Here is a 26,391-nt window from a genome sequence, read left to right as displayed (position 1 = left end):
TCGCCGGCACGGCCGGCGAAGAGGCCATCAGCCTTTCACACACACCACCTGACGCAACGTGTGCACCACTTCCACCAGCTCGCGCTGCGCCGCCATCACCGCATCGATGTCCTTGTAGGCCATCGGGATCTCGTCGATCACGTCCTTGTCCTTGCGGCACTCCACATGCGCGGTGGCGCGCACCTGGTCCTCAAGGGTGAAGGCCTGTTTGGCCCGGGTACGGCTCATGACCCGCCCGGCACCGTGGCTGCAGGAGCAGAACGATTCCTCGTTGCCCAGGCCGCGCACGATGAAACTCTTCGCGCCCATCGAGCCTGGAATGATCCCCAGCTGGCCCTTCTGCGCCGACACCGCGCCCTTGCGCGTCACCAGGATTTCCTGGCCGAAGTGCTGCTCTTTCTGCACGTAGTTGTGGTGGCAGTTGACCCCCTGCAGATTGGCCTCGAACGGCTTGCGGATGACCTGGCGCGTGGCCTCGATCACCGCGTGCATCATCAGCGCACGGTTCTGCCGGGCAAAGTCCTGGGCCCACTCCACCGCCTGGACGTAATCGTCGAAATGGCGGCTGCCTTCCTCGAAGTACGCCAGTTCCTTGTCCGGCAGGTTGGCGATGTGCTGGCGCATGTCGGCCTTGGCCAGCTCGATGAACAGGTTGCCGATGGCATTCCCCACGCCCCGCGAGCCGCTGTGCAGCATGAACCACACGCGGTCGGCCTCATCCAGGCACACCTCGATGAAGTGGTTGCCGCCGCCCAGGGTGCCCAGGTGCTGGCGATTGTTGGTCTTCTGCAGTTGCGGGTACTTGTCGGTGATCGCCTTGAAACGCCCGGCCAGGGCCGACCACGCCTGATCGGCGACGGTCGGTACGTGGTTCCACGCGCCCTGGTCGCGCCGGCCGAAGGTCTTGCCGTGGGGCACTGCCTTCTCGATGGCGCTGCGCAGCCCTTGCAGGTTGTCGGGCAGGTCGGCCGCCACCAGCGAGGTGCGCGCCGCGATCATGCCGCAGCCGATATCCACGCCCACCGCCGCCGGGATGATCGCGCCCAGGGTCGGGATCACGCTGCCAATGGTCGAGCCCTTGCCCACGTGCACATCGGGCATCACGGCCAGGTGCTTGAAGATGAACGGCAGGCGCGCGGTGTTCATCAGTTGCTGGCGTGCGTCCTCGTCCACCGGCACGCCCTGGGTCCAGAGCTTGATCGGTTTGCCGTTGGCCACTTCGAGGATGTTCATGTGCTTCATCTCAATTGTCCTTGTAGCCCGCCAGGCCCGAAAGCCTGGCAGGTGTCATGCGGTTTTCAGGCTGACCAGCCCATTCAACACCTGATCCAGCCCGCCGAATACCGAAATGCGGTCGATGCGCTCGGCCACCCGCTCCAGGGTTTCCAGCTCCTTCAGGCGCAGGGCCGTCGGGTTGTCTTCCATGACCTTGGCGGTGTTGAGCAGCGAACGGGTCGCCGAGGTTTCCTCGCGGCGCCGGATCACGTTGGCCTGGGCCGCCTTCTCCGCCTCCACCACCTGCGCCAGCAGGGTCTTCATTTCACCCGGCAGAATGATGTCGCGCACGCCCAGGCCGCTGACCTCGATGCCGCTGCCCACCAGTTTCTCGGCCAGGTATTGGCTGACGGTGTCGTCGATCAGTTGCTTGTTCTCCAGCAGCTCGTCGAGGGTACGCGTGCCCACGGCCGCACGCAGGCCGAACTGCACCTCGCGGTACAGGTGCTCCAGCGGTTTGCTGAGGCTGGCGAAGGCCATCAGCACGTCGCTGTAGCGCCAGTTGGCCGCCAGGTTCAGGCGCAGGCTGACCTTGTCGCGGGTGAGGATCTCCTGGCCGCTGACCTCCAGCGACTGGATGCGCATGTCCACCATGTCGACGCTCACCTGGCGGTTGAAGCGCCAGAAGCCGTACTGACCGGCCGGCAGCAGCTCGACCACCGCGCCATCGACCTTGAGCACGCCCACATGGAAGGCCGGCACCGGCGCCAGCAGCACCGCATCCAGCCCGGCCAGGGTGCGACCGCGCAGCTTGGGCTGGCCGAGCTGGCCGAGCAGGGTCGGCTCCAGGCGATAGCTGTGGGTCAGGTCGATGCGCTGCAGGGTCTGCGCGCTCTGGCCCTTCCAGTACAACTGGCGGCTGCCCGGTGGCAGCAGTTCCGCCAGTGCGCCATCCTCGAAACGCAGGCCCACTTCGTGTTCGGCCAGGTCCATGCGCTCGAAGTACTGATCCACCACCGCCGGCTCGCTCTGGCGCAGATAGCCGGCCAGGCGGTGCTCGAAGCGCGGGGTGTTGAGGCTGAAGGTTTCCACCGTCAGCCGGTTATGCAGGTCAAGGCGCTGATGCACGCCCGGTTCCAGGATCGACACGAAGTCGCCCTCGCAGAACAGCAGGCCGCGTTCGTTCTTTTTCACGATGAAGCGCTTGAGCAGTTTCATTCTGTATTTCCCTTTCAATGAATTCCGTGGTGCCGGTGCTGCCGGTACGCCGAGCGCTGCAGGTGGGGCCCGGGGGGAGGTGCACGCGTCGGGACATCAGAGTCCTTTGCCGACCGAGTCCTTCGGTCCGACGTTGCGCCTTGCCCCGGGCCCGGCCAGCAGGCCGGGCGTACCAGCGGTGGCGGGGGCGTCCTTCGCGACAGTCAGCCATCCTGGCTGCAAGTGCGTTGCCCTCGCCTCACCGGCGGGTGTTACGGGTACAGCTACCGTGGAGGGTATGTAACGAGTTCTAGGCTCGTTGGCGGCCCCATCCGGGGTTGCGCCAGCGACCGGTCGTTGCGGCGGCGGCATGCACGACACCAACACCAGGGGTGGGCTCGTGCACCGGTGGGGTTGTGAACCCCGACCCGTTGGCCTGCTTGGCGATGCGGTCGAAAGCGTTATTGCGAGGGGCGTGCCAGATTTCGTCAAAGCGCTAGGATTTATTTTCAACTCATTGATTTATAAGTGTTTTATTTTCATCTTCGTTAAATCAACCTGCGCACTGGGCAAATGCTTGAGGGCTTTTATGTATACTTTTATATCTTCATTTATCCAAAAAGATAAACAGCATGCACAAGCGCAGCGTTGCCATCGGCTTCATCGGTACCACCCTCGACCGCAACGGAAAGGGTGCCGCGCGCTGGAACAAGTGGCGGCCCACCGTCGCGCTGTGCCAGCAGCCGGATCTTTCGATCGACCGCCTGGAGCTGATTCACGGCAAGAGCGAACGTGATCTGGGCCTGGCCGAGCGCCTGCGCGAGGATGTACTCAGCGTGTCGCCCCACACCGAGGTGCGCCTGCACCGCCTGGCACTGCACAACCCGTGGGATTTCGAAGAGATGTACGGCGCGCTGCATGACTTCGCCCGCAGCTACCACTTCGACACCGAGCACGAGGACTACCTGGTGCACATCACCACCGGCACCCACGTTGCGCAGATCTGCTGGTTTCTGCTGACCGAGGCGCGCTACCTGCCGGCGCGACTGGTGCAGACCTCGCCGGCGCGCGGCAAGGAAGAAGAGCGTGACCCGGCCGGCACCAGCACGCTGATCGACCTCGACCTGTCGCGCTATGACCATATCGCTTCGCGCTTTCAGCGCGAGCAGGCGCACAGCCTGGCGTTTCTCAAGGCCGGCATCGCCACGCGCAACGTGGCGTTCAACCACTCCATCGAGCAGATCGAGCGCGTCGCCCTGCGCTCAACCGCCCCGATGCTGCTGGTGGGGCCGACCGGTGCCGGCAAGTCGTTCCTGGCCCGGCGCATCCATGAACTCAAGCGCACGCGCCACCAGCTGGAGGGCCGCTTCGTCGAAGTGAACTGCGCCACGCTGCGCGGCGACGGCGCCATGTCGAGCCTGTTCGGGCATATCAAGGGCGCCTTCACGGGTGCACAGAACGCCCGCGACGGCCTGCTGCGCGCCGCCGACGGCGGCATGCTGTTTCTCGACGAAATCGGCGAGCTGGGCGCCGACGAACAGGCCATGCTGCTCAAGGCCATCGAAGAGAAGCGCTTCTTCCCGATGGGCGCAGACAACGAGGTGCAAAGCGACTTCCAGCTGATCGCCGGCACCCACCGTGACCTGCGCAAGCAGGTGGCCGAAGGGCTGTTTCGCGAAGACCTGTATGCGCGCATCAACCTGTGGACCTTCGAACTGCCGGGGCTGGCCGGGCGGCGCGAAGACATCGAGCCGAACATCGATTTCGAACTGCAGCGCCACGCCCGCGAACAGGGCCGCAACGTGCGCTTCAACCTTGAAGCCAAGCGCCAGTACCTGGCGTTCGCCCATTCACCGCAAGCACGCTGGGCCGGCAACTTTCGCGAACTGTCGGCCTCGATCACGCGCATGGCGACCCTGGCCGACAGCGGACGCATCGACGAGCCCCTGGTCAGCGAAGAGATCACCCGGCTGCAACGGGCCTGGGGGGTTGCGGCGCCCACCGAGCCGTTGCTTGAAGGGCGTGAGCTGGACCTGTTCGACCGCCTGCAACTGGAGGCCGTGCTGCGGGTGTGTCGCGATGCCCGCTCGCTGTCCGACGCAGGGCGCCAGCTGTTTGCGGTGTCGCGCCAGGACAAGGAAAAACCCAACGATGCCGACCGCCTGCGCAAATACCTGGCGCGCTTCGAACTGGACTGGAACCAGCTGCGCAGTTGAGCTGCCATGCTAGAATCCGCGCCCCGGCCGTATTGGCCGGCACACTTTCCCTTCCACCGAAAAAGGACTCTCGGTCTTGTCGTTCATGACATCTCCTCGTCTGCACTTTGCCACCCTCAGCCTGTTCACCGCCCTGAGCCTTACCGCCACCGCCAGCTTCGCCGACGAAGACGAGGCCGTTGCCAAGGGCCGCTGGCAGGGCCTGGCCGGCATGGCCAACCTCTACCTGAACGATGCCGACGCACAGGAATTCATCGATGCCGGCGACAAGGAGAAAAGCGAGCACGACAACATGGCTGGCGCCCTGGCCTATTACCTGACGGCCGCACGTCTGGACCCGAAGAACGCCTATGCGTCCTACCAGGCCGGCGCCGCCCTGGCCTCGATGGAGAAGTTCGATCTGGCTGGCGACCTGCTCGACCAGGCCCGCGAGCGCGGTTTCTGGCAGGCCGTGATCCTGCGTGACGACGACGAGCTGGAGGGCATGAAGGACGCACCGGCCTACAAGAAACTGCTGCAGAGCGCCGAGGCCAACTACGCCAAACAGGCCAAGGATGCCGGTGCGGCGGCGTTCAGCATCCCCGAAGGCAAGGCCCCGGCCGGCGGCTGGCCGGTAGTGGTGTGGTTGTCCGGCTACGGCACCGAAGGCAGCAAGGGCATTCGCATGCGTGAAGAACTGGTGGGCGAACGCGCCGTACTGGTGGGTGTGAACGGCACGCTCAAGCGCGACGAGGGCCAGTTCATGTGGCAGCAACACTCGGTCGAGCCGACCGAGAAAGCCGTGGCGGCCGCGCTCAAGGCCCTGGAAAAGCAGACCCGCATCGACCGCTCGAACGTGGCGCTGATCGGCTTTTCCCAGGGCGCCGAACATGCGGCGCACCTGATCGCCGAATACCCGCAGCATTACAGCGGCGCGGTACTGCTGTCGCCGGGCGGCTTTCGCATTCCATTCGCCGTGCAGAAGGCCAAGGACAAGCGCATCGTGATCGTGCACGGCGCCAAGGAGCATTCGAGCAACCTGGAACTGACCGCAACCACGCAGAAGGCGTTCGAAGGCAGCAACCCGGTGCAAAGCCACGAACACCCGGCCGGGCACACCTTCCAGGATGACTGGGAAACGGCGTATCGCGGGTACCTCGATTACGCGTTGGGGCTGACCCCGGCGGGCTGACTACAGCGCGGCTTTCGCCAGCAAGGCTGGCTCCTGCAGAGTGGGGTAAACGGCAGGAGTCAGCCTTGCTGACGAAGAACCCTTCGAGATCTGTCCAAAAGTCCTACAGCAGGCCCCAAAAAACCATTCTATGCTTGCACCTGAGTTCGACGCCCCTGTGGCTCGAAGCTGGGGGGCTGTTATCGATGCACCGGGGCGCCGCAAGCCAATCCCGACACCGATACAGCCCCTCTTTTTTTTGCCTCAACGCAGCCCCAACTGCCCCCGCAGGTAGTCATACAGCCCCGACGCACTCTTGCGATAGCCATCGGCCGTCAGGTGCACCAGGTCGCCTCGCGCCAGCCCCTCTGCCTGCCAGCGCGCAATCGAGCACTCCCCGCCCATGTAGGCCTGCCAGTCCCAGAACAGCACGTTGGCCTGGCGTGCCACCTGGCGCTGGATCTGCACCACCTGCGGCAACGACTGCGGGCGCCGCGTCGCGCAGGTACGCGCGCCACGCTGCTTGATCGAGTCCGAAGGCCCCACCAGCAGGATCACCGCCCGTGGCTGCACCCGCTTGAGCTGGGCCACGGTACGGCGCAACTGGTCACGGTACTTGGCCATGTCCAGGGTGTTGTCGAACGCCTCGTTGGTGCCATAGGCCAGAATGATCAGGTCCGGGCGCAGGGCCTTGAGGTTTTCCTGCCAGCCAGCCTGCCATTTGTCCTGCACCTCCAGCCGCGCACCGTTGATGCCCAGGGCCGAATAGGTCACCCCGGCGTTCTTCTGGCCCTGGATGTACCAGCCACCCAGCACCGTGCCCGGGTGGGCATTCAGGCTCATGTCCACCGGCAGGCTGATGCTGTTGAGCGGCGGGCTGAAGCGCCACTGCCCGTTGCTTGCGGCCAGCATCACGCGGCGCGCCGCGTTCTGCCCGCCACGGGCGGTAAGGCTGCTGTTCTCCCGCGCCTGGTACAGGGCCGAGATACGGTAGCGCTGGGCACTCGGTTCACGCGCCTCCAGGCGCACGCTCGGGTTCGCCGCCAGCGGTACCGACAGGTAGCCCCCCAGCGGGAACTGCGTGCTTTGCTGGTTGCGCGCCGACACCAGCTCCCACTGGCGCCTGGCCGTCTTGAGGATCAGGTTGTCGTAGCGCGTGCCAGGTACCGGTGTCGCCGCCACGAAGCCTATGCCGCCATCGCCGTACTGCGACTGCAGCAGGCGACGCATCTCGCCGCTGAACAGGTCGGCGGCAGTGTGCGAATCTCCAAATTGCACGATATTGACCGGTGTGCGACTGGAGGTGCGCAGCTTGCCGGCCAGCACCGCAAGATTGCCGTCACGGCTGCCGGTCGCCTTCTGCTGCACGGCGAGGGGGCGCGCGGCCGGCGCGTTGACCGCCGCCACCGGGCTGCAGCCCGGCAGCGCGCAGATCAGCGCCGCCAGCACCAGGATGTTGTGCGCTCGGCGCATGCTCAGTGTCCCGTTACGGTCAGGCCCGGGAAGGCGATCATCGACAGTACCTGCTCGGCGATCAGCTTCTGGCCCGTGGTGGTGAAGTGGATGCCGTCGTCGACACGGGTCTTGACCCGTTTGCCCTGGCTGTTCTGCAGGGTATAGGAGAACTCGTCGGCCTGGTAACCGAGCACGCCGTTGGCCGACACGTAATGCTGCTGGTACAACTGCGCCTGGCTTTCATACAGCCCGCTGAGATAGGCCATGGCCGTCGACAACTTGGGCTTTTGCATGTTGGGCGGGCCGACCCAGATCACCTGCACATTGTGCGCGCGGGCCTCGTCCAGGATCCGGTCGATGCGCTTGCGGTACAGCGCCTCCCACTCAGGCGATTTGAAGCGCAGGAACGGCTTGCCCTTGGACTCGGGCATGTCCCACGGGTCGTTCGGGCCCAGGAACACCACCATCAGGCGGATGTTGGGGTGATTCTGCAGCGTGTCGGACACCGTCTGCGGCCAGTTGAAAAAACCGGGGTACGCCAGGCCCGTGCTCTGGCGGCTGAGGTTGACGCTCTTGATCTGGTAGCGCTTGAGCAAGGTGTTGGCCAGGTGCGGCGCCACGCCCTGCATCAGCGAGTCGCCCACCAGGAACACTTCGTCGCCAGCCGCCAGGCTCACGGCCTTGGGCGGCTGCCCCGGCACCAGCGGTTGCGCCGCCACCTTGACCGGTTGCGCGGCGGGCGCCTGCGCCACAACCGGCTGCACTGTCGCTGGCTGCACTGCAGGGGGCCTGGCCGCAGGTGTCGGCGCCACCACCGGTACCTTGGCAGGCGCCGGCGCCTTGGCATGCGGCTGCGCCAGGTCGACCAGCACCACCGGCATACTGGGCGGCAGCTCGACCGTCGGCATGCCCTCGGCCTGGGCCAGCAGGGTCTGGCGCTCCAGGCTGTCGATGAAGCTGCTGCGCGCATCCCCCAGGGCCTGGGTCAGGTTGCCGCCCAGGCGCCACGCCTGGCTCTGCCCTACCCAGGGCAGCTCGCAGCTCTGGTGATACTTCTGCTGGCAGTACAGGCTGATGGAGTTCTGGTTCAGCCAGAACAGCAGCAAGGTGGTGACCAGGATCGCGTACAGCACCTTGGCCGCGCCCATTTGCGTCTTGAACAGCTGACCGGTACTAGAAGCTTGCATAGATGAACCCCGGCACGCCCGATTGCGAAGCGAAGATGACCAACGACACGAACAGCCCCAGCGGGATCGGGTAGAGCTGCCAGGGCAGCCGGCTGCTGGCGGCAAAACCCTGGCGCAGCAGCGCCAGCACCTGCGGGTACACCGCGATGTACAGCACGCAGCCCAGCAACAGCAGGCCGGTGGTGCTCAACAGCCCGCCCAGGCTCAGGCCGGCGATGCCGCCGAGCATGTCCAGCGCATCATCCAGGCTCGCGCAGCGAAAGAAGATCCAGGCGAAGGCGACGTAGTGGAAGGTCAGCAGGCGCGCCAGCACATCCGCGCCCGGCCAGCGCATCGGTTGTGGCAGCACGTAGGTGGAGGCCTTGTACAGCGCCAGCCCCACGCCGTGCAGCGCACCCCAGATGATGAAGTTGAGGCTCGCGCCGTGCCACAGGCCGGAAACCAGCATCGCCAGCAGCATGTTCAGGTTGCCGCGCCACACGCCCTGGCGGTTGCCGCCCAGCGGGATGTACACGTAGTCGCGAATGAAGGTCGACAGGCTGATGTGCCAGCGCCCCCAGAACTCCTTGAGGTTGCGGGCCGCGTAGGGCGCATTGAAGTTGGCCGGCAGGCGAAAGCCCAGCAGCAGCGCCACGCCGGTCACCAGGTTGGTGTAGCCGCTGAAGTTCAGGTAGATCAGCAGGCTGTAGCCGTACACGCTCAGCAGCAGTTGCTCGGCGCTGAAGCCGCTTGGGGTCTCGAACACCGGGTCGACCCACTCGCTGCCCAGCCAGGCACTGAAGAAGAACAGCTTGACCACCGCCAGCGCAATCAGCCCCAGCGCCCGTTGCGGCTCCAGCACCTGGCGGATCTGCGCCGGGCGAATCTGCGGCAGCATGTGCGCGGCGCGGTTGACCGGGCCGGCCACCAGGCTGGGGAAGAAGGCCAGGTACAGGGCCAGGTCCAGCGGCGCGGCCGGGGCCATTTCACCGCGGTTGATCGACACCAGGTAGCTGACCGAATGGAAGGTGTAGAACGACAGCCCGATCGGCAGCAGCACCTCCAGCACCGGCAGCGAGACGTCCAGGCCCAGGTCGGCCAGCGCGGCCTGCACGCCCCCCACGAAGAATTCCTGGTACTTGAAGACATAGAAGCAGCCCAGCACCAGCAGCAACACCATCAGGTAGGTGAAGCGCCGTCCGGGATGTCGCGCGCTGAACAGCCCCAGCAGGTAGACCAGCAGGGTGTAGCCGAGCAGGATGTACAGCGAATCGAGGCTGAAGCTTGCGACCAGCGCATAGCTGCCCGCCAGCAGCAGGACGTTCTGCAGGCGAACGCTCCAGCAAAGGCTCCAGTAGACCGCGAAAAACAGAGTGAAGCAGAGGCCGAACTCGATCGAAAGAAAGCTCACAACGTAGTCCATTACGCGACATGGAAGGGGGGACCCTGACCCGGATACAACCCGCGGCGCAGAGCGGGCGCGATTATGGCAGACAGCAGTGAGCCCCCACAATGCAAGCAGTGCAGGAAAATCAAGCCTGTTCCCACGGCATTTATGCAACAGAATGCGACGAAAGATCACAGGCGCTGATTTGCTCCCCCTGCCCTGCTCTGCTAGTGTCGCGCCGTTCAAACCGCCACCAGAGACAGCCGCCATGGCCCGAAAAAAAGCTGCCATTGACTTCGAGCAATCCCTTGCCGACCTGCAAGCGCTGGTCGAACGCCTGGAGAACGGCGAACTGTCGCTGGAAGACTCGCTGACCGCCTTCGAGCAAGGCATCGGCCTGACCCGCGATTGCCAGAGCGCCCTGACCCAGGCCGAGCAGAAGGTCCAGGTGCTGCTGGAGCGCGACGGCGAGTTGCGCGCCGAGCCGTTCGACGCGGAACAGCCAGAATGATTGCCGCCTACCAGGCCCGTTGCCAGGCCCAGGTGGATGCCGCGCTGGAAACCCTGTTCCACGCCCCCTCGAGCGAGCTCGAGCGCCTGTATGCCGCCATGCGCTACAGCGTGATGAACGGCGGCAAGCGGGTACGCCCGCTGCTGGCCTATGCCGCCTGCGAGGCGCTGGGTGGCGCCAGCAGCGATGCCGACGGCGCCGCCTGCGCGGTCGAGCTGATCCACGCCTATTCGCTGGTGCATGACGACCTGCCGGCAATGGACGACGACGACCTGCGTCGCGGCCAGCCCACCACCCACAAGAAATTCGACGAGGCCTGCGCGATCCTGGCCGGCGACGGCTTGCAGAGCCTGGCCTTCAGCGCCCTGCTCGACCCGCGCCTGAGCCCGCAGAGCGATGCCATTCGCCTGGCCATGGTGCAGGCCGTGGCCCAGGGCGCCGGCCCCGCCGGCATGGTCGGTGGCCAGGCCATCGACCTGGGCTCGGTGGGGCTCAAGCTCGATCAGACCGCGCTGGAGTACATGCACCGGCACAAGACCGGCGCGCTGATCGAAACCAGCGTCAAGGTCGGCGCCCTGGCCAGCGCGCGGGCCGATGCCCAGACGCTTGCGGCCTTGCAGCAGTATGCCCAGGCCATCGGCCTGGCGTTCCAGGTGCAAGACGACATCCTGGATGTCGAGAGCGATACCGCGACCCTGGGCAAGCGCCAGGGCGCTGATATCGCCCGCGACAAGCCGACCTACCCGGCATTGCTGGGGCTCGAAGCCGCCAAGGCCTACGCGCTGGAACTGCGCGACCAGGCGCTGGCAGCGCTGGCTGGGTTCGATGACAAGGCCGAGCCGCTGCGGGCGTTGGCGCGGTACATCGTCGAACGCCGCAGCTGACCGCAGCGGCCCTTCGCCGGCAATGCCGGCTCCTGCATCGAACCCTGTAGGAGCCGGCATTGCCGGCGAAACGCACACCACATACCTCAATGGGCAGCCTTCACCGCAATAAGGTAAACTGCCGCCTCATCACACCTATAACGATTCGCCTGATGCCCACGACGTTTCAAGAGATCCCCCGCGAACGCCCGGTCACGCCGCTGCTTGACCGTGCCGATACGCCAGCCGGCCTGCGTCGTCTGGCCGAAGCCGACCTGGAGAAACTGGCCGACGAACTGCGCCAGGAGCTGCTCTATAGCGTCGGCCAGACCGGCGGGCACTTCGGTGCCGGCCTGGGCGTCATCGAACTGACGATCGCCCTGCACTACGTCTTCGACACCCCGGACGACCGGCTGGTGTGGGATGTGGGCCACCAGGCGTATCCGCACAAGATCCTCACGGGTCGGCGCGAACGCATGCACAGCCTGCGTCAGAAGGACGGCCTGGCCGCCTTCCCGCGCCGCGTCGAGAGCGAGTACGACACCTTTGGCGTCGGGCACTCCAGCACCTCGATCAGCGCCGCGCTGGGCATGGCCATCGCCGCCCGCCTGCAGAACCAGGCACGCAAGTCGATTGCAGTGATCGGTGACGGCGCGCTCACCGCCGGCATGGCCTTCGAAGCGTTGAACCACGCCCAGGAAGTCAACGCCGACATGCTGGTGATCCTCAACGACAACGACATGTCGATTTCGCGCAATGTGGGCGGCCTGTCCAACTACCTGGCCAAGATCCTCTCCAGCCGCACCTATGCAAGCATGCGCGAGGGCAGCAAGAAGGTGCTGTCGCGCCTGCCCGGCGCCTGGGAGATCGCCCGCCGCACCGAAGAGTATGCCAAGGGCATGCTGGTGCCCGGCACGCTGTTCGAAGAGCTGGGCTGGAACTACATCGGCCCCATCGACGGCCACGACCTGCCTACCCTGATCGCCACCCTGCGCAACATGCGCGACCTCAAGGGGCCGCAGTTCCTGCACGTGGTGACCAAGAAGGGCAAGGGTTTCGCCCCGGCCGAGGTCGACCCGATCGGCTACCACGCGATCACCAAGCTCGAACCGCTGGACGCCCCGGCCACCGCGCCGAAAAAGGCCGCCGGGCCGAAGTACTCGGCGGTGTTCGGCCAGTGGCTGTGCGACATGGCCGCCGCCGACCAGCGCCTGGTGGGCATCACCCCCGCCATGAAGGAAGGCTCGGACCTGGTGGCGTTCAGCGAACGCTACCCCGAGCGCTACTTCGACGTGGCGATTGCCGAGCAGCACGCGGTGACGCTGGCGGCGGGCATGGCCTGCGAGGGCGCCAAGCCGGTGGTGGCGATCTATTCGACCTTCCTGCAGCGCGCCTACGACCAGCTGATCCATGACGTGGCGGTGCAGAATCTCGACGTGCTGTTCGCCATAGACCGCGCCGGCCTGGTGGGCGAAGACGGCCCGACCCACGCCGGCAGCTTCGACCTGTCGTTCCTGCGCTGCATCCCCGGCATGCTGGTGATGACCCCCAGCGACGAGAACGAACTGCGCAAGATGCTCAGCACCGGGCACCTGTACAACGGCCCTGCTGCCGTGCGCTACCCGCGTGGCAGCGGGCCGAACGCGACGATCGACGGCGACCTTGAGCCGCTGGAGATCGGCAAGGGCGTGATTCGCCGCCAGGGCAGCAAGGTCGCCCTGCTGGTGTTCGGTGTGCAACTGGCCGAAGCACTGAAGGTGGCCGAAAACCTGGATGCCACCGTGGTCGACATGCGTTTCGTCAAGCCGCTGGATGAAGCGCTGGTGCGCGAGCTGGCTGGCAGCCATGACCTGCTGGTGACCATCGAAGAGAACGCCATCATGGGCGGCGCCGGCTCTGCGGTCAGCGAGTTCCTGAGCGCTGAAGGCGTGCTCAAGCCGATGCTGCACCTGGGCTTGCCGGATGTGTACGTCGAGCATGCCAAGCCGGCGCAGATGCTGGCCGAATGCGGGCTGGATGCTGCCGGGATCGAGACTTCGGTGCGTCAGCGGATGCAACTGCTGGGCCTTTAGACCCTTTCGCCAGCCAGACTGGCTCCTGCCTGCAGGAGCCAGCCTGGCTGGCGAAGGGCGCATCAGCCCAGCTGACGCGGTACCCGGTACAGGTAAAGGATCACCACGCTGGCGATGGCCAGCAGAATCTGCGGCACTCCCTCCAGGCCCACGAACACCGACAGTGCGGCCACCCACGCCGGCAGGCAGGCAACCAGCATCGACACTCGGCGAACCCGCGCCAGCTCTATCCAGGCCGCCGGCTCTTCAGCGCTGTTCAGCGCCTTTTCAGTGGCAATCAATGCACGCTTGTAGGCGCTGAAACGCGGCAGGCTGAAGAACATCGAGGCCAGCCCGGCCAGAAACACCGGCATCACCAGCAGCGGGACACGCGCCACGCTGCCCCCGAACGCCCAGCCGAACACCAGCAGCGGCGCCAGGGCAATCGCGAAGAACTGCCACCAGGCGAACGCCAGCCGCCGCTTGACCTGGCCGCGGGTCACGCCCGACCGGCCTCGCCCTGGTGCTCGTTGCCCATCATGTGGCCGAGCTTGCCGGCCTTGGTGGCCAGGTAGTGCTTGTTGTGCGGATTGTGCCCGGTGTGCAGCGGCACGCGCTCGGCTACCGCAATGCCCATGGCGGTGAGGGCTTTTACCTTGCGCGGGTTGTTGGTCATCAGGCGCAATGACGTGACGCCCAGGTGCTCGAGCATCGGCTGGCACATGGCGTAGTCACGCTGGTCGGCGGCAAAGCCCAGGCGCTCGTTGGCCTCGACGGTGTCGGCGCCGCCGTCCTGCAGTTCGTAGGCGCGAATCTTGTTAAGCAGGCCGATGCCACGGCCCTCCTGACGCAGATACAGCAGCACGCCACGGCCTTCGCGGGCGATGGCCTGAAGAGCGGCCTCCAGCTGCGAACCACAGTCGCAGCGCTGGCTGAACAGCGCATCGCCGGTCAGGCATTCGGAATGCAGGCGCCCCAGTACCGGCTCGCCATCGGCTACATCACCCAGGCTGAGCACAACGTGCTCGCGGCCGGTGGCTTCGTCGAGAAAACCATGCATGGTGAACGTGGCAAAGGGGGTGGGCAGCTTGGAAGCGGCAACAAAGACGACGGGCACCTTGTGCTCCTGATCAATAACGTGAAATTTGATGTGCGCCGATTGTAACAGCAGCGTAAGGCAGGTGCTTAGGCTGAATTCTTGGGCAAACAGATCGAGAAGTTAGATGCTGGCACGTGCGCCCTGCCCGGAATCGGGAACGGATACGGCTGCTGCCAGCGCTCGAAGATCTCGCGCAATTCACCGCTGGCGATCAGTTCGTCCATGCGCCGATCGAACAGCGCCCGGAGCGCACAGGCCTGCTCGGTCCTGGCAAAGGCCAGGTACAACGGCAACTCGGCGATGTGGGTGCGGCGGAACCGGGCCTTGTCACGGGCCTGGTTGTACACGTAGTCTACTTCGGTCTGGGCATCGATGTAGAAGTCCACGCGCTTGAGTTCGAGCATCGGCAGGATGCCGTCGCGCCGCTGCACCTCGCGAAACTCCTTCACATCGGGCAGGTAGCGCTGGTACTCGTAGCCACGCACCCAGGAGAGCTTGTAGCGGCCGATGGTGGCGGCGCTCGGCACCGGCAGGCTGGCCAGGCCCAGGGCGTAGATATGGTCCTGGTCGAAGGCGTTGCGGGGGTAGAGGTAGTCGTTGCTTTCCTGCTCGTAGGAGCCGACCCAGGCATCGGCCTCGGCGCGCTTGACCAGGCCCACTGCGCGGCTGTAGGGCACGCTGATGGCGAGCACCTTGACCCCCGCCGGCTCGAACACCTTGCGCAGCACGTCCCAGGCCATGCCGCGCCCTTCGACGTCGGTGTAGTCCGGCCAGATCTCGCTGGCCAGGCGCACCTCCTGCGGCAACGCGGTCGGCTCGCCAGCGCAGGCGATGCCGCCACCCAGCGCCAACACCAGCAGCAACACTCGCCATGCGCGCATCAGGCCACTCCCTTCAGGTGAAACTCCACACCAGCGCCTGCATGCCCAACCAGGCGAACACGCCGGCCAGCACGTCATCGAACATGATGCCGAAACCGCCATGCACATGCCGGTCGATCCAGCGGATCGGCCACGGCTTGAGTATGTCGAAGAAGCGGAACATCAGAAAGCCTGCCAACAACCATAGCCAACCTTCCGGCACCAGCCAGAGGGTTATCCACATGCCGACCATCTCGTCCCAGACGATGCCCTCGTGGTCATGCACGCCCAGGTCGTCGGCGACCTTGCCGCACAACCATACGCCGAACAGCATGGTCAGCCCCAGCATCAGCCAGTAGCCCCAGTCGGGCAGCATCTGCCACAGCGGGATGAACGGCACGGCCACCAGCGAACCCCAGGTGCCCGGCGCCTTGGGCAGGGTGCCGGAGCCGAAGCCGAAGGCCAGAAAATGCCAGGGGTTGCGCCAGACTGAAGGCGGCACGTTTTCTGCCGGCACCTGATTGGGGTGATCGGTCACGGTGTCTCCCTAAAAATGTTGATAACCCCGCGTGCGCGGGGTGATGTCCGCCCCGGCGTGGTCACGCAGGCTGACGCCGCTGCCCGCCTCCACCCGACCGACCACGTGCACCGGCCAGCCGGCAGCCTGCAGGCCGGCCAGGTGCGCGGGGGGCAAGGTGAAGGCAATCACGTAGTCGTCGCCACCGGTGAGCGCGGCCTGTCGCGCACCTTCCAGGCCCAGCAGGCCCTGCAGCGCCGTACCCAGCGGCAGCTGTTCGAGCGACAGCACAATCGACACGCCCGAGGCCGTGGCAATGTGTCCGCAATCGGCCAGCAGGCCATCGGAGATATCCAGCGCCGCGCTGGCCTTGCCTCGCAGCGCCTGACCCAGCGCCAGTTGCGGTGGCGGCGACCAGTAGTGCGCCAGCAGCGGCTCGGCCAGCGCCACCGCCGCCTCGCGTTCGCCCAGCACCAGCGGCAAGGCCCCGGCAGCGTTGCCCAGCTCACCACCGACACACACCAGGTCACCAGGCCGCGCACCGCTGCGCGTCAGGGCCTGGCCGGCAGGCACGCGGCCGAACACGGTCATGGTCAGGCTCAGCGGCCCATGGGTGGTGTCCCCGCCTACCAGGCTCAGGCCGCATTGTCGGGCCATCAGGTTCAGACCCTGGGCATAGGCCTTCAGCCAATCGGCGTGAACCGTCGGCAGGGTCAGGGCAAGGGTAAAGGCCACGGGGGTGGCGCCCATGGCTGCCAGGTCACTGGCAGCCACCGCCAGCGAGCGCTGGCCGAGCAGGAACGGGTCGCACACAGCCGGGAAATGCACCCCGGCCACCAGCGTGTCGGTGGACACGGCCAGTTGCTCGCCGGCCGGCAGCGCCAGCAGGGCGCAATCGTCGCCGATCCCCAGGGCGACCCCGTCGCCGGCCTGCGCACAGGGCGCGGCGGCGAAGTAGTGGCGGATCAGCTCGAATTCACCCATGGGCAGGCAGCGCCGCAATCAGCGCTTGAACGCCTTCACTTCGGCTTCGCGCAGCCGCGGTGCGAGCTTGTCGAGCACACCGTTGACGAACTTGTGCCCGTCAGTGGCGCCGTACACCTTGGCCAGCTCGATACCTTCGTTGATGACCACGCGATAAGGCACGTCGACCCGCTTGATCAGCTCCCAGGTGGACAGGCGCAGCACCGACAGCTCGACCGGATCGAGCTCTTCGAGCACGGTGTCCAGGCAAGGCGCGAGGGCCTTGTCGATTTCTTCCTTGATCGCCGGCACGCCGTGCAGGATCTCGCGGAAGTAGGCACCGTCGACATCGGTGAAATCGTTATCGACCCGGAACTGCGCTTCGATCTCGTTCAGCGAGTGCTTGGCCATGTGCCACTGGTACAGCGCCTGGGTCGCGAGCTTGCGGGCTTCGCGACGCTTGGCGCTCTTGGAGGGCTTGCCAGCATCCGCAGGTTTTGGATCGCGCGGGTTGAAACGATCGCTTTCGTCGCTAATCACTTGGCCTCCAACTGCGCCAGCAGGCTGACCATTTCCAGGGCGGACAGGGCCGCTTCGGCGCCCTTGTTGCCGGCCTTGGTGCCGGAACGCTCGATGGCCTGTTCGATCGAATCGACGGTCAGGACACCGAAGGCAACCGGCACGCCGAACTCCATGGACACCTGGGCCAGGCCCTTGGTGCATTCGCCCGCCACGTATTCGAAGTGCGGGGTGCCACCACGGATCACGGCGCCCAGGGCGATGATCGCGGCGTATTCGCTCTGCTGGGCGACCTTCTGTGCCACCAGCGGAATCTCGAACGCACCCGGTGCACGGATGATGGTGATGTCGCTTTCGCTCACGCCGTGGCGAACCAGTGCATCAACGGCACCGCTTACCAGGCTTTCGACGACGAAGCTGTTGAAGCGGCCAACCACCAAAGCATAGCGACCTTTGGGGGCAATGAAGGTACCTTCGATGGTCTTCAGGGACATTGCGGGGTTCTCATCTTAAAGAGCCAGGCCGCAACGGTGCGGCCTGTGGGAGTTTTGTTCCGGATCAACAGCGGGAAACCAGCCCCTGCTTTATTCGGAGGGCACGTATTCTACAACTTCCAGATCGAATCCGGATATCGCATTGAACTTCATTGGCGAACTCATCAGGCGCATCTTGCGTACGCCCAGGTCGCGCAGAATCTGCGAACCGGCACCCACGGTGCTGTAGGTGGTGGGTGTCTTGACCTGGCTGCTGTCGGCGCTTTCGCGGATATGCGCCAGCAGCACGTCGCCGTCCAGCGGGTGTCCGAGCAGCAGCACCACGCCGCTGCCGGCCTCTGCCACGGCGCTCATGGCGGCGCGCAGGCTCCAGCGGCCGGGCTGCTTGACCAGCAGCAGGTCGCGCAGCGGGTCCATGTTGTGCACCCGCACCAGGGTCGGTTCCTCGGCGCAGATCTTGCCCAGGGTCAGGGCCATGTGCACGTCGCCTTCGACCGAATCGCGATAGGTCACCAGGTTGAACTGACCCAGTTCGCTGTCCAGCGGCTGCTCGGAAATCCGCTGAATGGTACGTTCGTGGATCATGCGGTAGTGGATCAGGTCGGCGATGGTGCCGATCTTGATGTTGTGCTCGGCGGCGAACACTTCCAGCTCGGCGCGACGCGACATGGTGCCGTCGTCGTTCATCACCTCGCAGATCACCCCGCTCGGCTCGAAACCGGCCATGCGCGCCAGGTCGCAGGCCGCCTCGGTGTGGCCGGCACGGGCCAGGGTACCGCCGGGCTGGGCCATCAGCGGGAAGATGTGGCCCGGGCTGACGATGTCTTCGGCCTTGGCGTCCCGGGCGGCGGCGGCCTGCACGGTGCGCGCGCGGTCGGCGGCGGAGATGCCGGTGGTGACGCCTTCGGCAGCTTCGATCGAAACGGTGAACTTAGTGCCGAAGCCCGAGCCGTTGCGCGGGGCCATCAGCGGCAGCTTGAGCAGCTCGCAGCGCTCGCGCGACATCGGCATGCAGATCAGGCCACGGGCGTGCTTGGCCATGAAGTTGATGTGTTCGGCCTTGCAGCACTCGGCGGCCATGATCAGGTCGCCTTCGTTCTCGCGGTCTTCGTCATCCATCAGGATGACCATTTTGCCCTGGCGAATGTCTTCGACCAGTTCTTCGATGCTGTTGAGCGCCACGCGGCACCCCCTTCTAAATCAGGATTTCAGGTAGCCGTTGGCGGCCAGGAAACTTTCGGTGATGCCACCCTTGCCCGGCTCGGCGGCCTTGTCGCCCAGCAGCAGACGCTCCAGGTAACGGGCCAGCAGGTCGACCTCAAGGTTAACCCGACGCCCGGTGCGGTAGTCGGCCATGATGGTTTCAGCGAGGGTGTGCGGCACGATGGTCAGCTCGAACTCGGCGCCATCGACCTGGTTGACCGTGAGGCTGGTGCCATCGACGGTGATCGAGCCCTTGTGGGCGATGTACTTGGCCAGTTCGGCCGGCGCGCGCAGACGGAACTGAATGGCGCGGGCGTTATCGCTGCGCGAGATGACCTCGCCGACACCGTCGACGTGGCCGCTGACCAGGTGGCCGCCCAGGCGGCTGCTGGGGGTCAGGGCCTTTTCCAGGTTGACCCGGCTGCCTACCTTGAAGTCGGCAAAGGCGGTGCAGTCGAGGGTTTCGCGGCTGACGTCAGCCCAGAAACCGTCGCCAGGCAGTTCGACGGCGGTCAGGCACACGCCGTTGACGGCGATGCTGTCGCCCAGTTTCACGTCGCCCAGGTCGAGCTTGCCGGTTTCGACATACACGCGTACGTCGCCGCCTTTGGGGGTGAGTGAACGGATGCTGCCGATGGATTCGATGATGCCGGTGAACATGAGTCCTCCTTCAGAACGGGTCGCGCAAGACGCAGGCCGCGAATTATACGCCGGGCGCAGGCACAGGAATGGCAGTGACTCGCCAGTCATCGCCTACGGCGCGCATGTCGGTGATTTTGAGGGCCTGCGCTTCGCTCATTCTGGCCAGGGGCCAATCGAGTAATGGGCGGGCACTGGAGCCGAGAAACTTGGCAGCGATGAAGAGCTGGTATTCGTCCACCAGGCCCTGTTGCGCGAAGGCACCGGCCAGGCCCGGGCCGGCCTCCACCAGCACCTCGCTGGCACCACGCCGGGCCAGTTCGCGCAGCAGCGCGGGCAGGTCGACGTGCCCGTCGGTGCCGGGCAGGCTCAGCAGGTCATGGCCGGCCTGGGCGTACTGCGCAACTGGCGCGGCGGCCGTCACCACCAGCACCGGGCCGGCCTGGAAGAACGGCGCCGTCAGCGGCAGGCGCAGGCGCCCGTCGATGAGCACGCGCAACGGTGGGCGGGCCATCGCCAGGGCGGTGCTGTCGGCGTCCAGCCCAAGCTCGTCGGCGCGCACGGTCATGCGCGCGTTGTCGGCCAGCACGCTCTGGGCGCTGGTCAGCACCACGCTGGAGCGCGCGCGCAGACGCTGCACCGCCGAGCGTGCGGCCGGGCCGGTGATCCACTGGCTCTCGCCACTGGCCATGGCGGTGCGCCCGTCCAGGCTCATCGCCAGTTTGACCCGCACAAAGGGCAGGCCGTGTTCCATGCGTTTCAGAAAGCCCGGGTTGAGTGCGCGGGCCTCGGCCTCCAGCACACCGCTGGCAACTTCGATACCGACGTCGGCCAGGCGCTTGAGCCCCTGCCCCGCCACTTGCGGGTTGGGGTCCTGCATGGCCGCCACCACCCGCGCCACACCGGCCTTGACCAGCGCCTCGGCACACGGCGGCGTGCGCCCGTGGTGGCTGCACGGCTCCAGGGTCACATAGGCACAGGCGCCACGGGCCAGCTCGCCGGCCTGGCGCAGCGCGTGCACCTCGGCATGCGGTTCGCCGGCGCGTACGTGCCAGCCTTCGCCGACCACCTGCCCGTCACGCACGATCACGCAACCGACCCGCGGGTTGGGGTGGGTGGAATAGAGACCCTTGCGCGCCAGTTCCAGCGCACGGGCCATGTAGTGGGCGTCGAGCACGTCGCGTTCGCTGGGCAGGCTCATTGCTTGGAAGGCTCGCGCGCCAGGCGGTCGATTTCTTCACGAAATTCGTCCAGGTCCTGGAAGCGGCGGTACACCGAGGCGAAGCGGATGTAGGCCACTTCGTCGAGCTTTTGCAGCTCGGCCATCACCAGTTCGCCGACGACCAGCGACTTGACCTCGCGCTCGCCGGTGGCGCGCAGCTTGTGCTTGATGTGGGCCAGCGCCGCTTCGAGGCGCTCGACGCTCACCGGGCGCTTTTCCAGCGCCCGCTGCATGCCGGCGCGCAGTTTTTCTTCGTCGAAGGGCTGGCGGCTGCCGTCGGTCTTGATCAGGCGCGGCAGCACCAGTTCGGCGGTTTCGAAGGTGGTGAAGCGCTCACCGCAGGCCACGCATTCGCGGCGACGGCGCACTTGTTCGCCCTCGGCAACCAGTCGCGAGTCGATGACCTTGGTGTCGTTGGCACCGCAGAAGGGACAGTGCATGGTGGCAGGCAACAAAAAAAGGGAGGGTCATGGTAGCGCATCCCACTGGCAAGACAAGCCAAAGCAGTTACCATCCAGTGAGGAAATATCCCCCCGAAGGAATTGATCATGCCCTTTAGAGCGCTCGTTGTGCTCAGTTTTGCCGCCCTGCTGGCCGCCTGCAGCAGCGATGAACCCAAGCCGGTGCTGGCCCCCAAGGCCCCGGTAGCGGCCAAGCAACCTGTGGCCCTGGGCCCGCTGCCGGCCTACCAGCGTGAAATCAGCGGCACCCTGCTCGGCATCCCGTCGGGCGCCGAGGTCGAGCTGGCGCTGCTGGTGGTCGACCCGCGCGGCCGCCCGCAACGCCTGCTGGCCAGCAGCAACCTGGACGCCAACGGCCAGGACCTGCCGTTCCAGCTGCGTTTCAACCCCGAGGCGTTCCCTGCCGGTGCGCGGGTGGAGCTGCGCGGGCGTGCCAGCCAGTCCGGGCAGTTGATCCTGCACCTGCAACCTGTGGCGGTCAGCAGCCCGCAAACCCAGGCCACCGGCCCGCTGCGCCTCGAAAAAGCGCCGTGACCGCGCCGATCCACCTGCAACAGGCGTTGAGCGGGCTGCTGGGGGACGCACGGCTGGTGGTCAGCGAGCTGCCGGCCTGCGACCTCAAGCTGTGGCTGATCGATGCGCACAACATGGACCGCGCGTTCAGCCCCGAAGAAACCCGGCGCATCCTGCACGAGCCGCCCTACTGGGCCTTCTGCTGGGCCAGCGGTCTGGCCATGGCGCGCTACCTGGCCGCCCGCCCCGAGTGGGTGGCCGGCAAACGCGTGCTGGACTTCGGCGCAGGCTCGGGCATTGCCGGCATCGCCGCCGCCCGCGCCGGGGCGCTTGAAGTGGTGGCCTGCGACCTCGACCCGCTGGCGCTGCAGGCAAGCCGCGCGAATGCCGCGCTCAACCAGGTGCAGTTGGGCTACTCCAGCGATTTCTTCGCCGAAGCCGACCGCTTCGACCTGGTGCTGGTGGCCGATGTGCTCTACGACCGCGCCAACCTGCCGCTGCTCGATGCGTTTCTCAGCCGCGGGCACCAGGCGCTGGTGGCCGACTCGCGGGTGCGCGACTTCCGTCACCCCCTGTACCGCCAGCTCGACACCCTGCACGCCCTGACCCTGCCAGACCTGGCCGAACCCCACGAATTCCGCCAGGTGAGCCTGTACCACGCCAGCCGCAGCGCTTTATAGTGTTGCCATTCAAGGATTTGCGAGAGTCGCGATGAGCCAGGAAACCCCGTACATCTTCAATGCCACCAGCGCCGACTTCGACCAGTCGGTGATCCAGAACTCCCACGTCAAACCCGTGCTCGTCGACTTCTGGGCCGACTGGTGCGCGCCGTGCAAGGTGCTGATGCCGCTGCTGGAGAAAATCACCGCCGAATACCGGGGTGAGCTGCTGCTGGCCAAGGTCAACTGCGATGTGGAACAGGACATTGTCGCGCGCTTTGGTATCCGCAGCCTGCCGACAGTGGTGCTGTTCAAGGATGGCCAGCCGGTCGACGGCTTTGCCGAGGCACGCCCGGAGTCGGAAATCCGCGCAATGCTCGAACCGCATGTGCAACTGCCGCCACCGGCAGCGGCCGACCCGCTGGTAGTGGCCCAGGGGCTGTTTGCCGAGGGACGCTTCAGCGAGGCCGAGGCGCTGCTCCAGGCCCTGCTGACCGAAGACAACAGCAATGCCGCGGCACTGATCCTGTATGCCCGTTGCCTGGCCGAGCGTGGCGAGCTGGGCGAAGCGCAGACCGTGCTCGATGCGGTCAAGAGCGATGAGCACAAGGCTGCACTGGCCGGTGCCAAGGCGCAGCTGACGTTCCTCAAGCAGGCCGCCAGCCTGCCGGACGTGGCCGACCTGAAGTCACGCCTGGCACAGAACGCCGAGGATGACGAGGCGGCGTATCAGCTGGCAGTGCAGCAGCTGTCGCGCCAGCAGTACGAGGCGGCGCTGGACGGGCTGCTGAAACTGTTCAAGCGCAACCGCGGGTATGAAGGCGGCCTGCCGCACAAGACCCTGCTGCAGGTGTTCGACCTGCTGGGCAACGAGCACCCGCTGGTGCTGGATTACCGCCGCAAGCTGTTTGCTGCGTTGTACTGAGAAGCTTCGCCGGCAAGGCCGGCTCCTACAGGGTTGGCGTTGCCTGCAGGAGCCGGCCTTGCCGGCGAAGAACGCCCCGCAGAATCAACCGACCCAGTGATAGACCGGCGCATCCGCCCCGCTTTCCACCCTCACCTCGCTGCTATGGCGCAAACGCACCAGCAGGCGCTTGCCGGCCGCCGTATTGCCCGCCAACCCCTCCAGCGCCTCCAGCAACTGGGGCCCGTTCAACTGACCGGCCTTGCGCAACACCTCGCGCGCCGCCTGCCACACTGCATCGTCCGGGCGCACCGGCGCCGTCGGTACAGCAGCGGCAACCGCCGGCGCCCCGGCCGCCTGCAACTGCCCGCCCAGCTGCGCCCACTCATGGGGCTCCAGCTCCACGCTCAAATCCACCGGCCATTCGCCGATGTGTCCACGAATACGCACGTTCGCACCCTCCACTCGATCAGGCGCCCATGCTCCCACGAAGTTTCATCCAGCGACACTGGTACGCGGCCGACAAGTTGTTATAACATTTCGAAACTCTTTCAGCGCCTTCCGGAGTTCCGCCCATGCGTCGTCTGCTGCTTGCCTTGCCGTTTGCCCTGCTGCCCCTGAGTCTGGTTTACGCCCATGACGACCATGACCATGAGCATGGCAGCCTGGGTGCCCATGAACATGGCGTGGCGCACCTGAACGTCGCACTCGACGGCAATGCCCTGGAGCTGGAATTCGACAGCCCGGCGATGAACCTGGTGGGCTTCGAACATGCCGCCACTTCTGCCACCGACAAGGCCAAGGTCGCGGCCGTGCGCGCCCAGCTCGAAACACCCCTGGCGCTGTTCGGCCTGAACAAGGCAGCCGGTTGCAGCGAAACCGACCAGGACCTGCAAAGCCCGCTGTTCGGCGACAAGCCGGTGCATGACGAGGATGGCGACGCCCACGATCACGAACACAGCGACATCAACGCCCATTACAAACTCGAATGCACCACCCCGGCCCAGCTCACCCGACTGGACCTGGCGCCACTGTTCAAGGCCTTCCCCGCCACCCAGAAGATCCAGCTGCAGCTGGTGGGCCCCAATGGCCAGAAGGGCGTGGACCTGACCCCGACCCGCAGCGCGATCGACTTCTGACATGGGCCAGGCACTGATCGAACTGTCCCGGCTGGGTTTCGCCTGGCCCGGCCAGCCTGAGCTGCTGGACATCCCGGCGTTGCGCCTGCAGGCCGGCGAGTCGCTGTTCCTCAAGGGCCCCAGCGGCAGTGGCAAGACCACCCTGCTGGGCCTGCTGGGCGGGGTGCAGAAGGCCGACCGCGGCAGCATCCGCCTGCTCGGCCAGGAGCTGGGCGCGCTCAGCCAGGGCCAGCGCGACCGTTTTCGCGTCGATCATACCGGCTACATCTTCCAGCAGTTCAACCTGCTGCCGTTTCTGTCGGTGCGCGAAAACGTCGAGCTGCCGTGCCGTTTCTCGCGCAGCCGGGCGCAACGCGCCGGCCAGCGCTACGGCAGTGTGGACAAGGCCGCCGCCAGCCTGCTCGCCCATCTGGGCCTGAAGGACCCGGCACTGCTGGCACGGCGCGCCGACAGCCTGTCGATCGGTCAGCAGCAACGGGTGGCCGCCGCCCGCGCGCTGATCGGCCAACCCGAGCTGGTGATTGCCGACGAGCCGACTTCGGCGCTCGATGCCGACACCCGTGAAGCCTTCATCCGCCTGCTGTTCGCCGAATGCCGCGCAGCCGGCTCCAGCCTGTTGTTCGTCAGCCACGACCAGAGCCTGGCACCGCTGTTCGATCGCCAGCTGTCGCTTGCCGAACTCAACCGCGCCGCGCGCCCTGCCAGCGACCTGGAGGCCTGATGTACCTGCTCCGCCTTGCCCTGGCGAGTCTCGCCAACCGCCGCTTCACTGCCCTGCTCACCGCCTTCACCATCGCCCTGTCGGTGTGCCTGCTGCTGGCGGTGGAGCGGGTACGCACCGAGGCCCGCGCCAGTTTTGCCAGCACCATCAGTGGCACCGACCTGATTGTCGGTGCGCGCTCGGGCTCGGTGAACCTGCTGCTGTACTCGGTGTTTCGCATCGGCAATGCCACCAACAACATCCGCTGGGACAGCTTCGAGCACTACGCCAGCAACCCGCGGGTGAAGTGGGCCATCCCGATCTCGCTGGGCGACTCGCACCGCGGTTACCGGGTGATGGGCACCACCGAAGCCTACTTCGAGCATTACCAGTACGGGCGCAAGCAGCACCTGCAGCTGGCCAGCGGGCGTGCCTTCGCCAGCGACCCGTTCGAGGTGGTGCTGGGCGCCGAGGTGGCCGACGCGCTGCATTACAAACTCGGCGACAAGCTGGTGCTGGCCCATGGCGTGGCCGCCATCAGCCTGGTCAAGCATGACGACAAGCCGTTCACCGTGGTGGGCGTGCTGCAACGCACCGGCACCCCGGTGGACCGCACCCTGCACATCAGCCTTGGCGGCATGGAGGCGATCCACGTCGACTGGCACAACGGCGTGCCCGCCCGCGGCGCCGGCCGCGTCAGCGCCGAACAGGCCCGTGGCATGGACCTCACACCCAAGGCCATCACCGCGTTCATGCTGGGCCTGAACAACAAGATCAGCACCTTCACCCTGCAACGCGAGATCAACGAGTTTCGCGGCGAGCCGCTGTTGGCGATTCTGCCCGGCGTGGCCCTGCAGGAGCTGTGGAGCCTGATGGGCACCGCCGAACAGGCGCTGTTCGTGGTGTCGCTGTTCGTGGTGCTGACCGGCCTGATCGGCATGCTCACGGCGATCCTCACCAGCCTCAACGAGCGCCGCCGCGAAATGGCCATCCTGCGCTCGGTGGGTGCACGCCCCTGGCATATTGCAGGGCTGCTGGTGATGGAGGCGTTCACCCTGGCGCTGGCGGGGATTGCCGCCGGGCTTGGCCTGCTCTACCTTGGCATCGCCCTGGCCCAGGGCACGGTGCAGGCCAACTACGGCCTGTACCTGCCGCTGGCGCTGCCCAGCGCCCACGAGTGGAGCCTGCTGGGGATCATCCTCGGCGCCGCCGTGCTGATGGGCAGCATTCCGGCCTGGCGGGCCTACCGCCAGTCGCTGGCCGACGGTTTGTCCATTCACCTGTGAGA

The 26,391-nt window shown here is 66.1% G+C and carries 28 protein-coding genes; 11 read left to right on the top strand and 17 right to left on the bottom strand.

What is annotated here, in order from left to right; genetic code table 11:
* Positions 1 to 27: 27 nt before the first annotated feature.
* Both V9K84_RS24905 and V9K84_RS24900 read right to left on the bottom strand, forming a co-directional pair.
* Positions 28 to 1,242: an RtcB family protein gene (locus tag V9K84_RS24905; protein ID WP_088514360.1), complete on the bottom strand. Its 1,215-nt coding sequence runs from the start codon at positions 1,240 to 1,242 to the stop codon at positions 28 to 30.
* Between the two features lie 45 nt (positions 1,243 to 1,287).
* On the bottom strand, positions 1,288 to 2,433 hold the full coding sequence (locus tag V9K84_RS24900) for a slipin family protein (RefSeq protein WP_058541911.1): 1,146 nt from the start codon (positions 2,431 to 2,433) through the stop codon (positions 1,288 to 1,290).
* Between the two features lie 611 nt (positions 2,434 to 3,044).
* Here V9K84_RS24900 and rtcR point away from each other — a divergent pair.
* Complete coding sequence (gene rtcR / locus V9K84_RS24895) at positions 3,045 to 4,628, top strand: RNA repair transcriptional activator RtcR (protein ID WP_088514361.1); 1,584 nt, start codon at positions 3,045 to 3,047, stop codon at positions 4,626 to 4,628.
* Between the two features lie 85 nt (positions 4,629 to 4,713).
* The gene (locus V9K84_RS24890; RefSeq protein WP_173925035.1) at positions 4,714 to 5,799 is read left to right on the top strand and encodes a dienelactone hydrolase family protein; all 1,086 of its coding nucleotides are present in this window, start codon (positions 4,714 to 4,716) and stop codon (positions 5,797 to 5,799) included.
* 243 nt (positions 5,800 to 6,042) lie between these two features.
* Here V9K84_RS24890 and V9K84_RS24885 read toward each other — a convergent pair whose 3' ends face one another.
* From V9K84_RS24885 to V9K84_RS24875, 3 genes are read right to left on the bottom strand one after another with little or no spacing between them, the layout of a single operon-like run.
* On the bottom strand, positions 6,043 to 7,251 hold the full coding sequence (locus V9K84_RS24885; RefSeq protein ID WP_043861881.1) for an SGNH/GDSL hydrolase family protein: 1,209 nt from the start codon (positions 7,249 to 7,251) through the stop codon (positions 6,043 to 6,045).
* A 2-nt stretch (positions 7,252 to 7,253) separates the two neighbouring features.
* Positions 7,254 to 8,420: an SGNH family hydrolase gene (locus V9K84_RS24880; protein WP_088514363.1), complete on the bottom strand. Its 1,167-nt coding sequence runs from the start codon at positions 8,418 to 8,420 to the stop codon at positions 7,254 to 7,256.
* Positions 8,407 to 9,810 carry an MBOAT family O-acyltransferase gene (locus V9K84_RS24875; RefSeq protein ID WP_238596467.1) on the bottom strand — a complete coding sequence of 468 codons (1,404 nt, stop codon included), beginning with the start codon at positions 9,808 to 9,810 and terminating at the stop codon, positions 8,407 to 8,409. The genes V9K84_RS24880 and V9K84_RS24875 overlap by 14 nt, the downstream gene beginning before the upstream one ends.
* Positions 9,811 to 10,054: 244 nt before the next feature.
* Between V9K84_RS24875 and V9K84_RS24870 the strand changes: the two genes are divergently transcribed.
* From V9K84_RS24870 to dxs, 3 genes are all read left to right on the top strand, one after another.
* Positions 10,055 to 10,297: an exodeoxyribonuclease VII small subunit gene (locus V9K84_RS24870; protein ID WP_043861884.1), complete on the top strand. Its 243-nt coding sequence runs from the start codon at positions 10,055 to 10,057 to the stop codon at positions 10,295 to 10,297.
* Complete coding sequence (gene ispA, locus V9K84_RS24865) at positions 10,294 to 11,181, top strand: (2E,6E)-farnesyl diphosphate synthase (protein ID WP_043861885.1); 888 nt, start codon at positions 10,294 to 10,296, stop codon at positions 11,179 to 11,181. The genes V9K84_RS24870 and ispA overlap by 4 nt, the downstream gene beginning before the upstream one ends.
* Before the next feature lie 152 nt (positions 11,182 to 11,333).
* A complete protein-coding gene (gene dxs, locus V9K84_RS24860) occupies positions 11,334 to 13,232 on the top strand; it encodes a 1-deoxy-D-xylulose-5-phosphate synthase (protein WP_088514364.1) in 1,899 nt (632 codons plus the stop codon).
* 62 nt (positions 13,233 to 13,294) lie between these two features.
* On the opposite strand, the gene V9K84_RS24855 is transcribed toward dxs, so the two are convergent.
* The 11 genes from V9K84_RS24855 to nrdR form a co-directional block, all read right to left on the bottom strand.
* Complete coding sequence (locus V9K84_RS24855) at positions 13,295 to 13,714, bottom strand: MFS transporter (RefSeq protein WP_078481664.1); 420 nt, start codon at positions 13,712 to 13,714, stop codon at positions 13,295 to 13,297.
* A complete protein-coding gene (ribA, locus tag V9K84_RS24850) occupies positions 13,711 to 14,328 on the bottom strand; it encodes a GTP cyclohydrolase II (protein ID WP_043861888.1) in 618 nt (205 codons plus the stop codon). The genes V9K84_RS24855 and ribA overlap by 4 nt, the downstream gene beginning before the upstream one ends.
* 68 nt (positions 14,329 to 14,396) lie before the next feature.
* The gene (locus tag V9K84_RS24845; protein WP_043861889.1) at positions 14,397 to 15,191 is read right to left on the bottom strand and encodes a transporter substrate-binding domain-containing protein; all 795 of its coding nucleotides are present in this window, start codon (positions 15,189 to 15,191) and stop codon (positions 14,397 to 14,399) included.
* A gap of 13 nt (positions 15,192 to 15,204) precedes the next feature.
* Positions 15,205 to 15,708, bottom strand: coding sequence for a phosphatidylglycerophosphatase A (locus tag V9K84_RS24840; RefSeq protein ID WP_043861890.1), 504 nt, complete (start codon positions 15,706 to 15,708; stop codon positions 15,205 to 15,207).
* 9 nt (positions 15,709 to 15,717) lie between these two features.
* A complete protein-coding gene (thiL, locus tag V9K84_RS24835) occupies positions 15,718 to 16,671 on the bottom strand; it encodes a thiamine-phosphate kinase (protein ID WP_088514365.1) in 954 nt (317 codons plus the stop codon).
* An 18-nt stretch (positions 16,672 to 16,689) separates the two neighbouring features.
* Positions 16,690 to 17,190, bottom strand: coding sequence for a transcription antitermination factor NusB (nusB, locus tag V9K84_RS24830; protein WP_043861892.1), 501 nt, complete (start codon positions 17,188 to 17,190; stop codon positions 16,690 to 16,692).
* Complete coding sequence (gene ribE / locus V9K84_RS24825) at positions 17,187 to 17,663, bottom strand: 6,7-dimethyl-8-ribityllumazine synthase (protein WP_043861893.1); 477 nt, start codon at positions 17,661 to 17,663, stop codon at positions 17,187 to 17,189. Before ribE ends, nusB begins: the two co-directional genes overlap by 4 nt.
* A 90-nt stretch (positions 17,664 to 17,753) precedes the next feature.
* A complete protein-coding gene (ribBA, locus tag V9K84_RS24820; RefSeq protein ID WP_043861894.1) occupies positions 17,754 to 18,845 on the bottom strand; it encodes a bifunctional 3,4-dihydroxy-2-butanone-4-phosphate synthase/GTP cyclohydrolase II in 1,092 nt (363 codons plus the stop codon).
* Positions 18,846 to 18,863: 18 nt separating this feature from the next.
* Positions 18,864 to 19,526, bottom strand: a complete 663-nt coding sequence (locus V9K84_RS24815; protein ID WP_043861895.1) for a riboflavin synthase — start codon at positions 19,524 to 19,526, stop codon at positions 18,864 to 18,866.
* Positions 19,527 to 19,569: 43 nt separating this feature from the next.
* Complete coding sequence (ribD, locus tag V9K84_RS24810; RefSeq protein ID WP_043861896.1) at positions 19,570 to 20,706, bottom strand: bifunctional diaminohydroxyphosphoribosylaminopyrimidine deaminase/5-amino-6-(5-phosphoribosylamino)uracil reductase RibD; 1,137 nt, start codon at positions 20,704 to 20,706, stop codon at positions 19,570 to 19,572.
* The gene (gene nrdR, locus V9K84_RS24805; protein ID WP_043861897.1) at positions 20,703 to 21,167 is read right to left on the bottom strand and encodes a transcriptional regulator NrdR; all 465 of its coding nucleotides are present in this window, start codon (positions 21,165 to 21,167) and stop codon (positions 20,703 to 20,705) included. Before nrdR ends, ribD begins: the two co-directional genes overlap by 4 nt.
* 108 nt (positions 21,168 to 21,275) lie before the next feature.
* On the opposite strand from nrdR, the gene V9K84_RS24800 reads away from it, so the two are divergent.
* The 3 genes from V9K84_RS24800 to trxA are packed head-to-tail and all read left to right on the top strand — an operon-like array spanning position 21,276 to position 23,285.
* Positions 21,276 to 21,722, top strand: a complete 447-nt coding sequence (locus tag V9K84_RS24800; RefSeq protein WP_043861898.1) for a YbaY family lipoprotein — start codon at positions 21,276 to 21,278, stop codon at positions 21,720 to 21,722.
* Complete coding sequence (locus V9K84_RS24795) at positions 21,719 to 22,381, top strand: 50S ribosomal protein L11 methyltransferase (protein ID WP_054916423.1); 663 nt, start codon at positions 21,719 to 21,721, stop codon at positions 22,379 to 22,381. The genes V9K84_RS24800 and V9K84_RS24795 overlap by 4 nt, the downstream gene beginning before the upstream one ends.
* 31 nt (positions 22,382 to 22,412) lie before the next feature.
* The gene (gene trxA, locus V9K84_RS24790; RefSeq protein ID WP_054916424.1) at positions 22,413 to 23,285 is read left to right on the top strand and encodes a thioredoxin; all 873 of its coding nucleotides are present in this window, start codon (positions 22,413 to 22,415) and stop codon (positions 23,283 to 23,285) included.
* Positions 23,286 to 23,369: 84 nt separating this feature from the next.
* On the opposite strand, the gene V9K84_RS24785 is transcribed toward trxA, so the two are convergent.
* Positions 23,370 to 23,714: a hypothetical protein gene (locus tag V9K84_RS24785; protein WP_078481672.1), complete on the bottom strand. Its 345-nt coding sequence runs from the start codon at positions 23,712 to 23,714 to the stop codon at positions 23,370 to 23,372.
* Positions 23,715 to 23,839: 125 nt separating this feature from the next.
* Between V9K84_RS24785 and V9K84_RS24780 the strand changes: the two genes are divergently transcribed.
* The 3 genes from V9K84_RS24780 to V9K84_RS24770 are packed head-to-tail and all read left to right on the top strand — an operon-like array spanning position 23,840 to position 26,389.
* On the top strand, positions 23,840 to 24,403 hold the full coding sequence (locus V9K84_RS24780) for a DUF2796 domain-containing protein (RefSeq protein WP_088514366.1): 564 nt from the start codon (positions 23,840 to 23,842) through the stop codon (positions 24,401 to 24,403).
* 1 nt (position 24,404) lies between these two features.
* Positions 24,405 to 25,124: an ABC transporter ATP-binding protein gene (locus V9K84_RS24775; RefSeq protein ID WP_043861902.1), complete on the top strand. Its 720-nt coding sequence runs from the start codon at positions 24,405 to 24,407 to the stop codon at positions 25,122 to 25,124.
* Positions 25,124 to 26,389: an ABC transporter permease gene (locus tag V9K84_RS24770; RefSeq protein WP_088514367.1), complete on the top strand. Its 1,266-nt coding sequence runs from the start codon at positions 25,124 to 25,126 to the stop codon at positions 26,387 to 26,389. The genes V9K84_RS24775 and V9K84_RS24770 overlap by 1 nt, the downstream gene beginning before the upstream one ends.
* Positions 26,390 to 26,391: the final 2 nt, after the last annotated feature.

Origin of the sequence: Pseudomonas sp. AE27 (assembly GCF_037113495.1) — a bacterium.
In the GTDB taxonomy this organism is placed as follows: Bacteria; Pseudomonadota; Gammaproteobacteria; order Pseudomonadales; family Pseudomonadaceae; genus Aquipseudomonas; species Aquipseudomonas palmensis.
This window is presented reverse-complemented; position numbering and strand designations above follow the sequence as displayed.

Excerpts from the sequence above, each read along its gene's own strand:
- ribE (WP_043861893.1), bottom strand. The coding sequence starts at position 17,663 with ATGTCCCTGAAGACCATCGAAGGTACCTTCATTGCCCCCAAAGGTCGC.
- V9K84_RS24905 (WP_088514360.1), bottom strand. The coding sequence starts at position 1,242 with ATGAAGCACATGAACATCCTCGAAGTGGCCAACGGCAAACCGATCAAG.
- V9K84_RS24885 (WP_043861881.1), bottom strand. The coding sequence starts at position 7,251 with ATGCGCCGAGCGCACAACATCCTGGTGCTGGCGGCGCTGATCTGCGCG.
- V9K84_RS24775 (WP_043861902.1), top strand. The coding sequence starts at position 24,405 with ATGGGCCAGGCACTGATCGAACTGTCCCGGCTGGGTTTCGCCTGGCCC.
- rtcR (WP_088514361.1), top strand. The coding sequence starts at position 3,045 with ATGCACAAGCGCAGCGTTGCCATCGGCTTCATCGGTACCACCCTCGAC.
- ispA (WP_043861885.1), top strand. The coding sequence starts at position 10,294 with ATGATTGCCGCCTACCAGGCCCGTTGCCAGGCCCAGGTGGATGCCGCG.
- V9K84_RS24880 (WP_088514363.1), bottom strand. The coding sequence starts at position 8,420 with ATGCAAGCTTCTAGTACCGGTCAGCTGTTCAAGACGCAAATGGGCGCG.
- V9K84_RS24815 (WP_043861895.1), bottom strand. The coding sequence starts at position 19,526 with ATGTTCACCGGCATCATCGAATCCATCGGCAGCATCCGTTCACTCACC.
- thiL (WP_088514365.1), bottom strand. The coding sequence starts at position 16,671 with ATGGGTGAATTCGAGCTGATCCGCCACTACTTCGCCGCCGCGCCCTGT.
- nrdR (WP_043861897.1), bottom strand. The coding sequence starts at position 21,167 with ATGCACTGTCCCTTCTGCGGTGCCAACGACACCAAGGTCATCGACTCG.
- V9K84_RS24900 (WP_058541911.1), bottom strand. The coding sequence starts at position 2,433 with ATGAAACTGCTCAAGCGCTTCATCGTGAAAAAGAACGAACGCGGCCTG.
- ribD (WP_043861896.1), bottom strand. The coding sequence starts at position 20,706 with ATGAGCCTGCCCAGCGAACGCGACGTGCTCGACGCCCACTACATGGCC.
- V9K84_RS24780 (WP_088514366.1), top strand. The coding sequence starts at position 23,840 with ATGCGTCGTCTGCTGCTTGCCTTGCCGTTTGCCCTGCTGCCCCTGAGT.
- V9K84_RS24870 (WP_043861884.1), top strand. The coding sequence starts at position 10,055 with ATGGCCCGAAAAAAAGCTGCCATTGACTTCGAGCAATCCCTTGCCGAC.
- V9K84_RS24845 (WP_043861889.1), bottom strand. The coding sequence starts at position 15,191 with ATGCGCGCATGGCGAGTGTTGCTGCTGGTGTTGGCGCTGGGTGGCGGC.
- trxA (WP_054916424.1), top strand. The coding sequence starts at position 22,413 with ATGAGCCAGGAAACCCCGTACATCTTCAATGCCACCAGCGCCGACTTC.
- V9K84_RS24770 (WP_088514367.1), top strand. The coding sequence starts at position 25,124 with ATGTACCTGCTCCGCCTTGCCCTGGCGAGTCTCGCCAACCGCCGCTTC.
- V9K84_RS24800 (WP_043861898.1), top strand. The coding sequence starts at position 21,276 with ATGCCCTTTAGAGCGCTCGTTGTGCTCAGTTTTGCCGCCCTGCTGGCC.
- dxs (WP_088514364.1), top strand. The coding sequence starts at position 11,334 with ATGCCCACGACGTTTCAAGAGATCCCCCGCGAACGCCCGGTCACGCCG.
- V9K84_RS24890 (WP_173925035.1), top strand. The coding sequence starts at position 4,714 with ATGACATCTCCTCGTCTGCACTTTGCCACCCTCAGCCTGTTCACCGCC.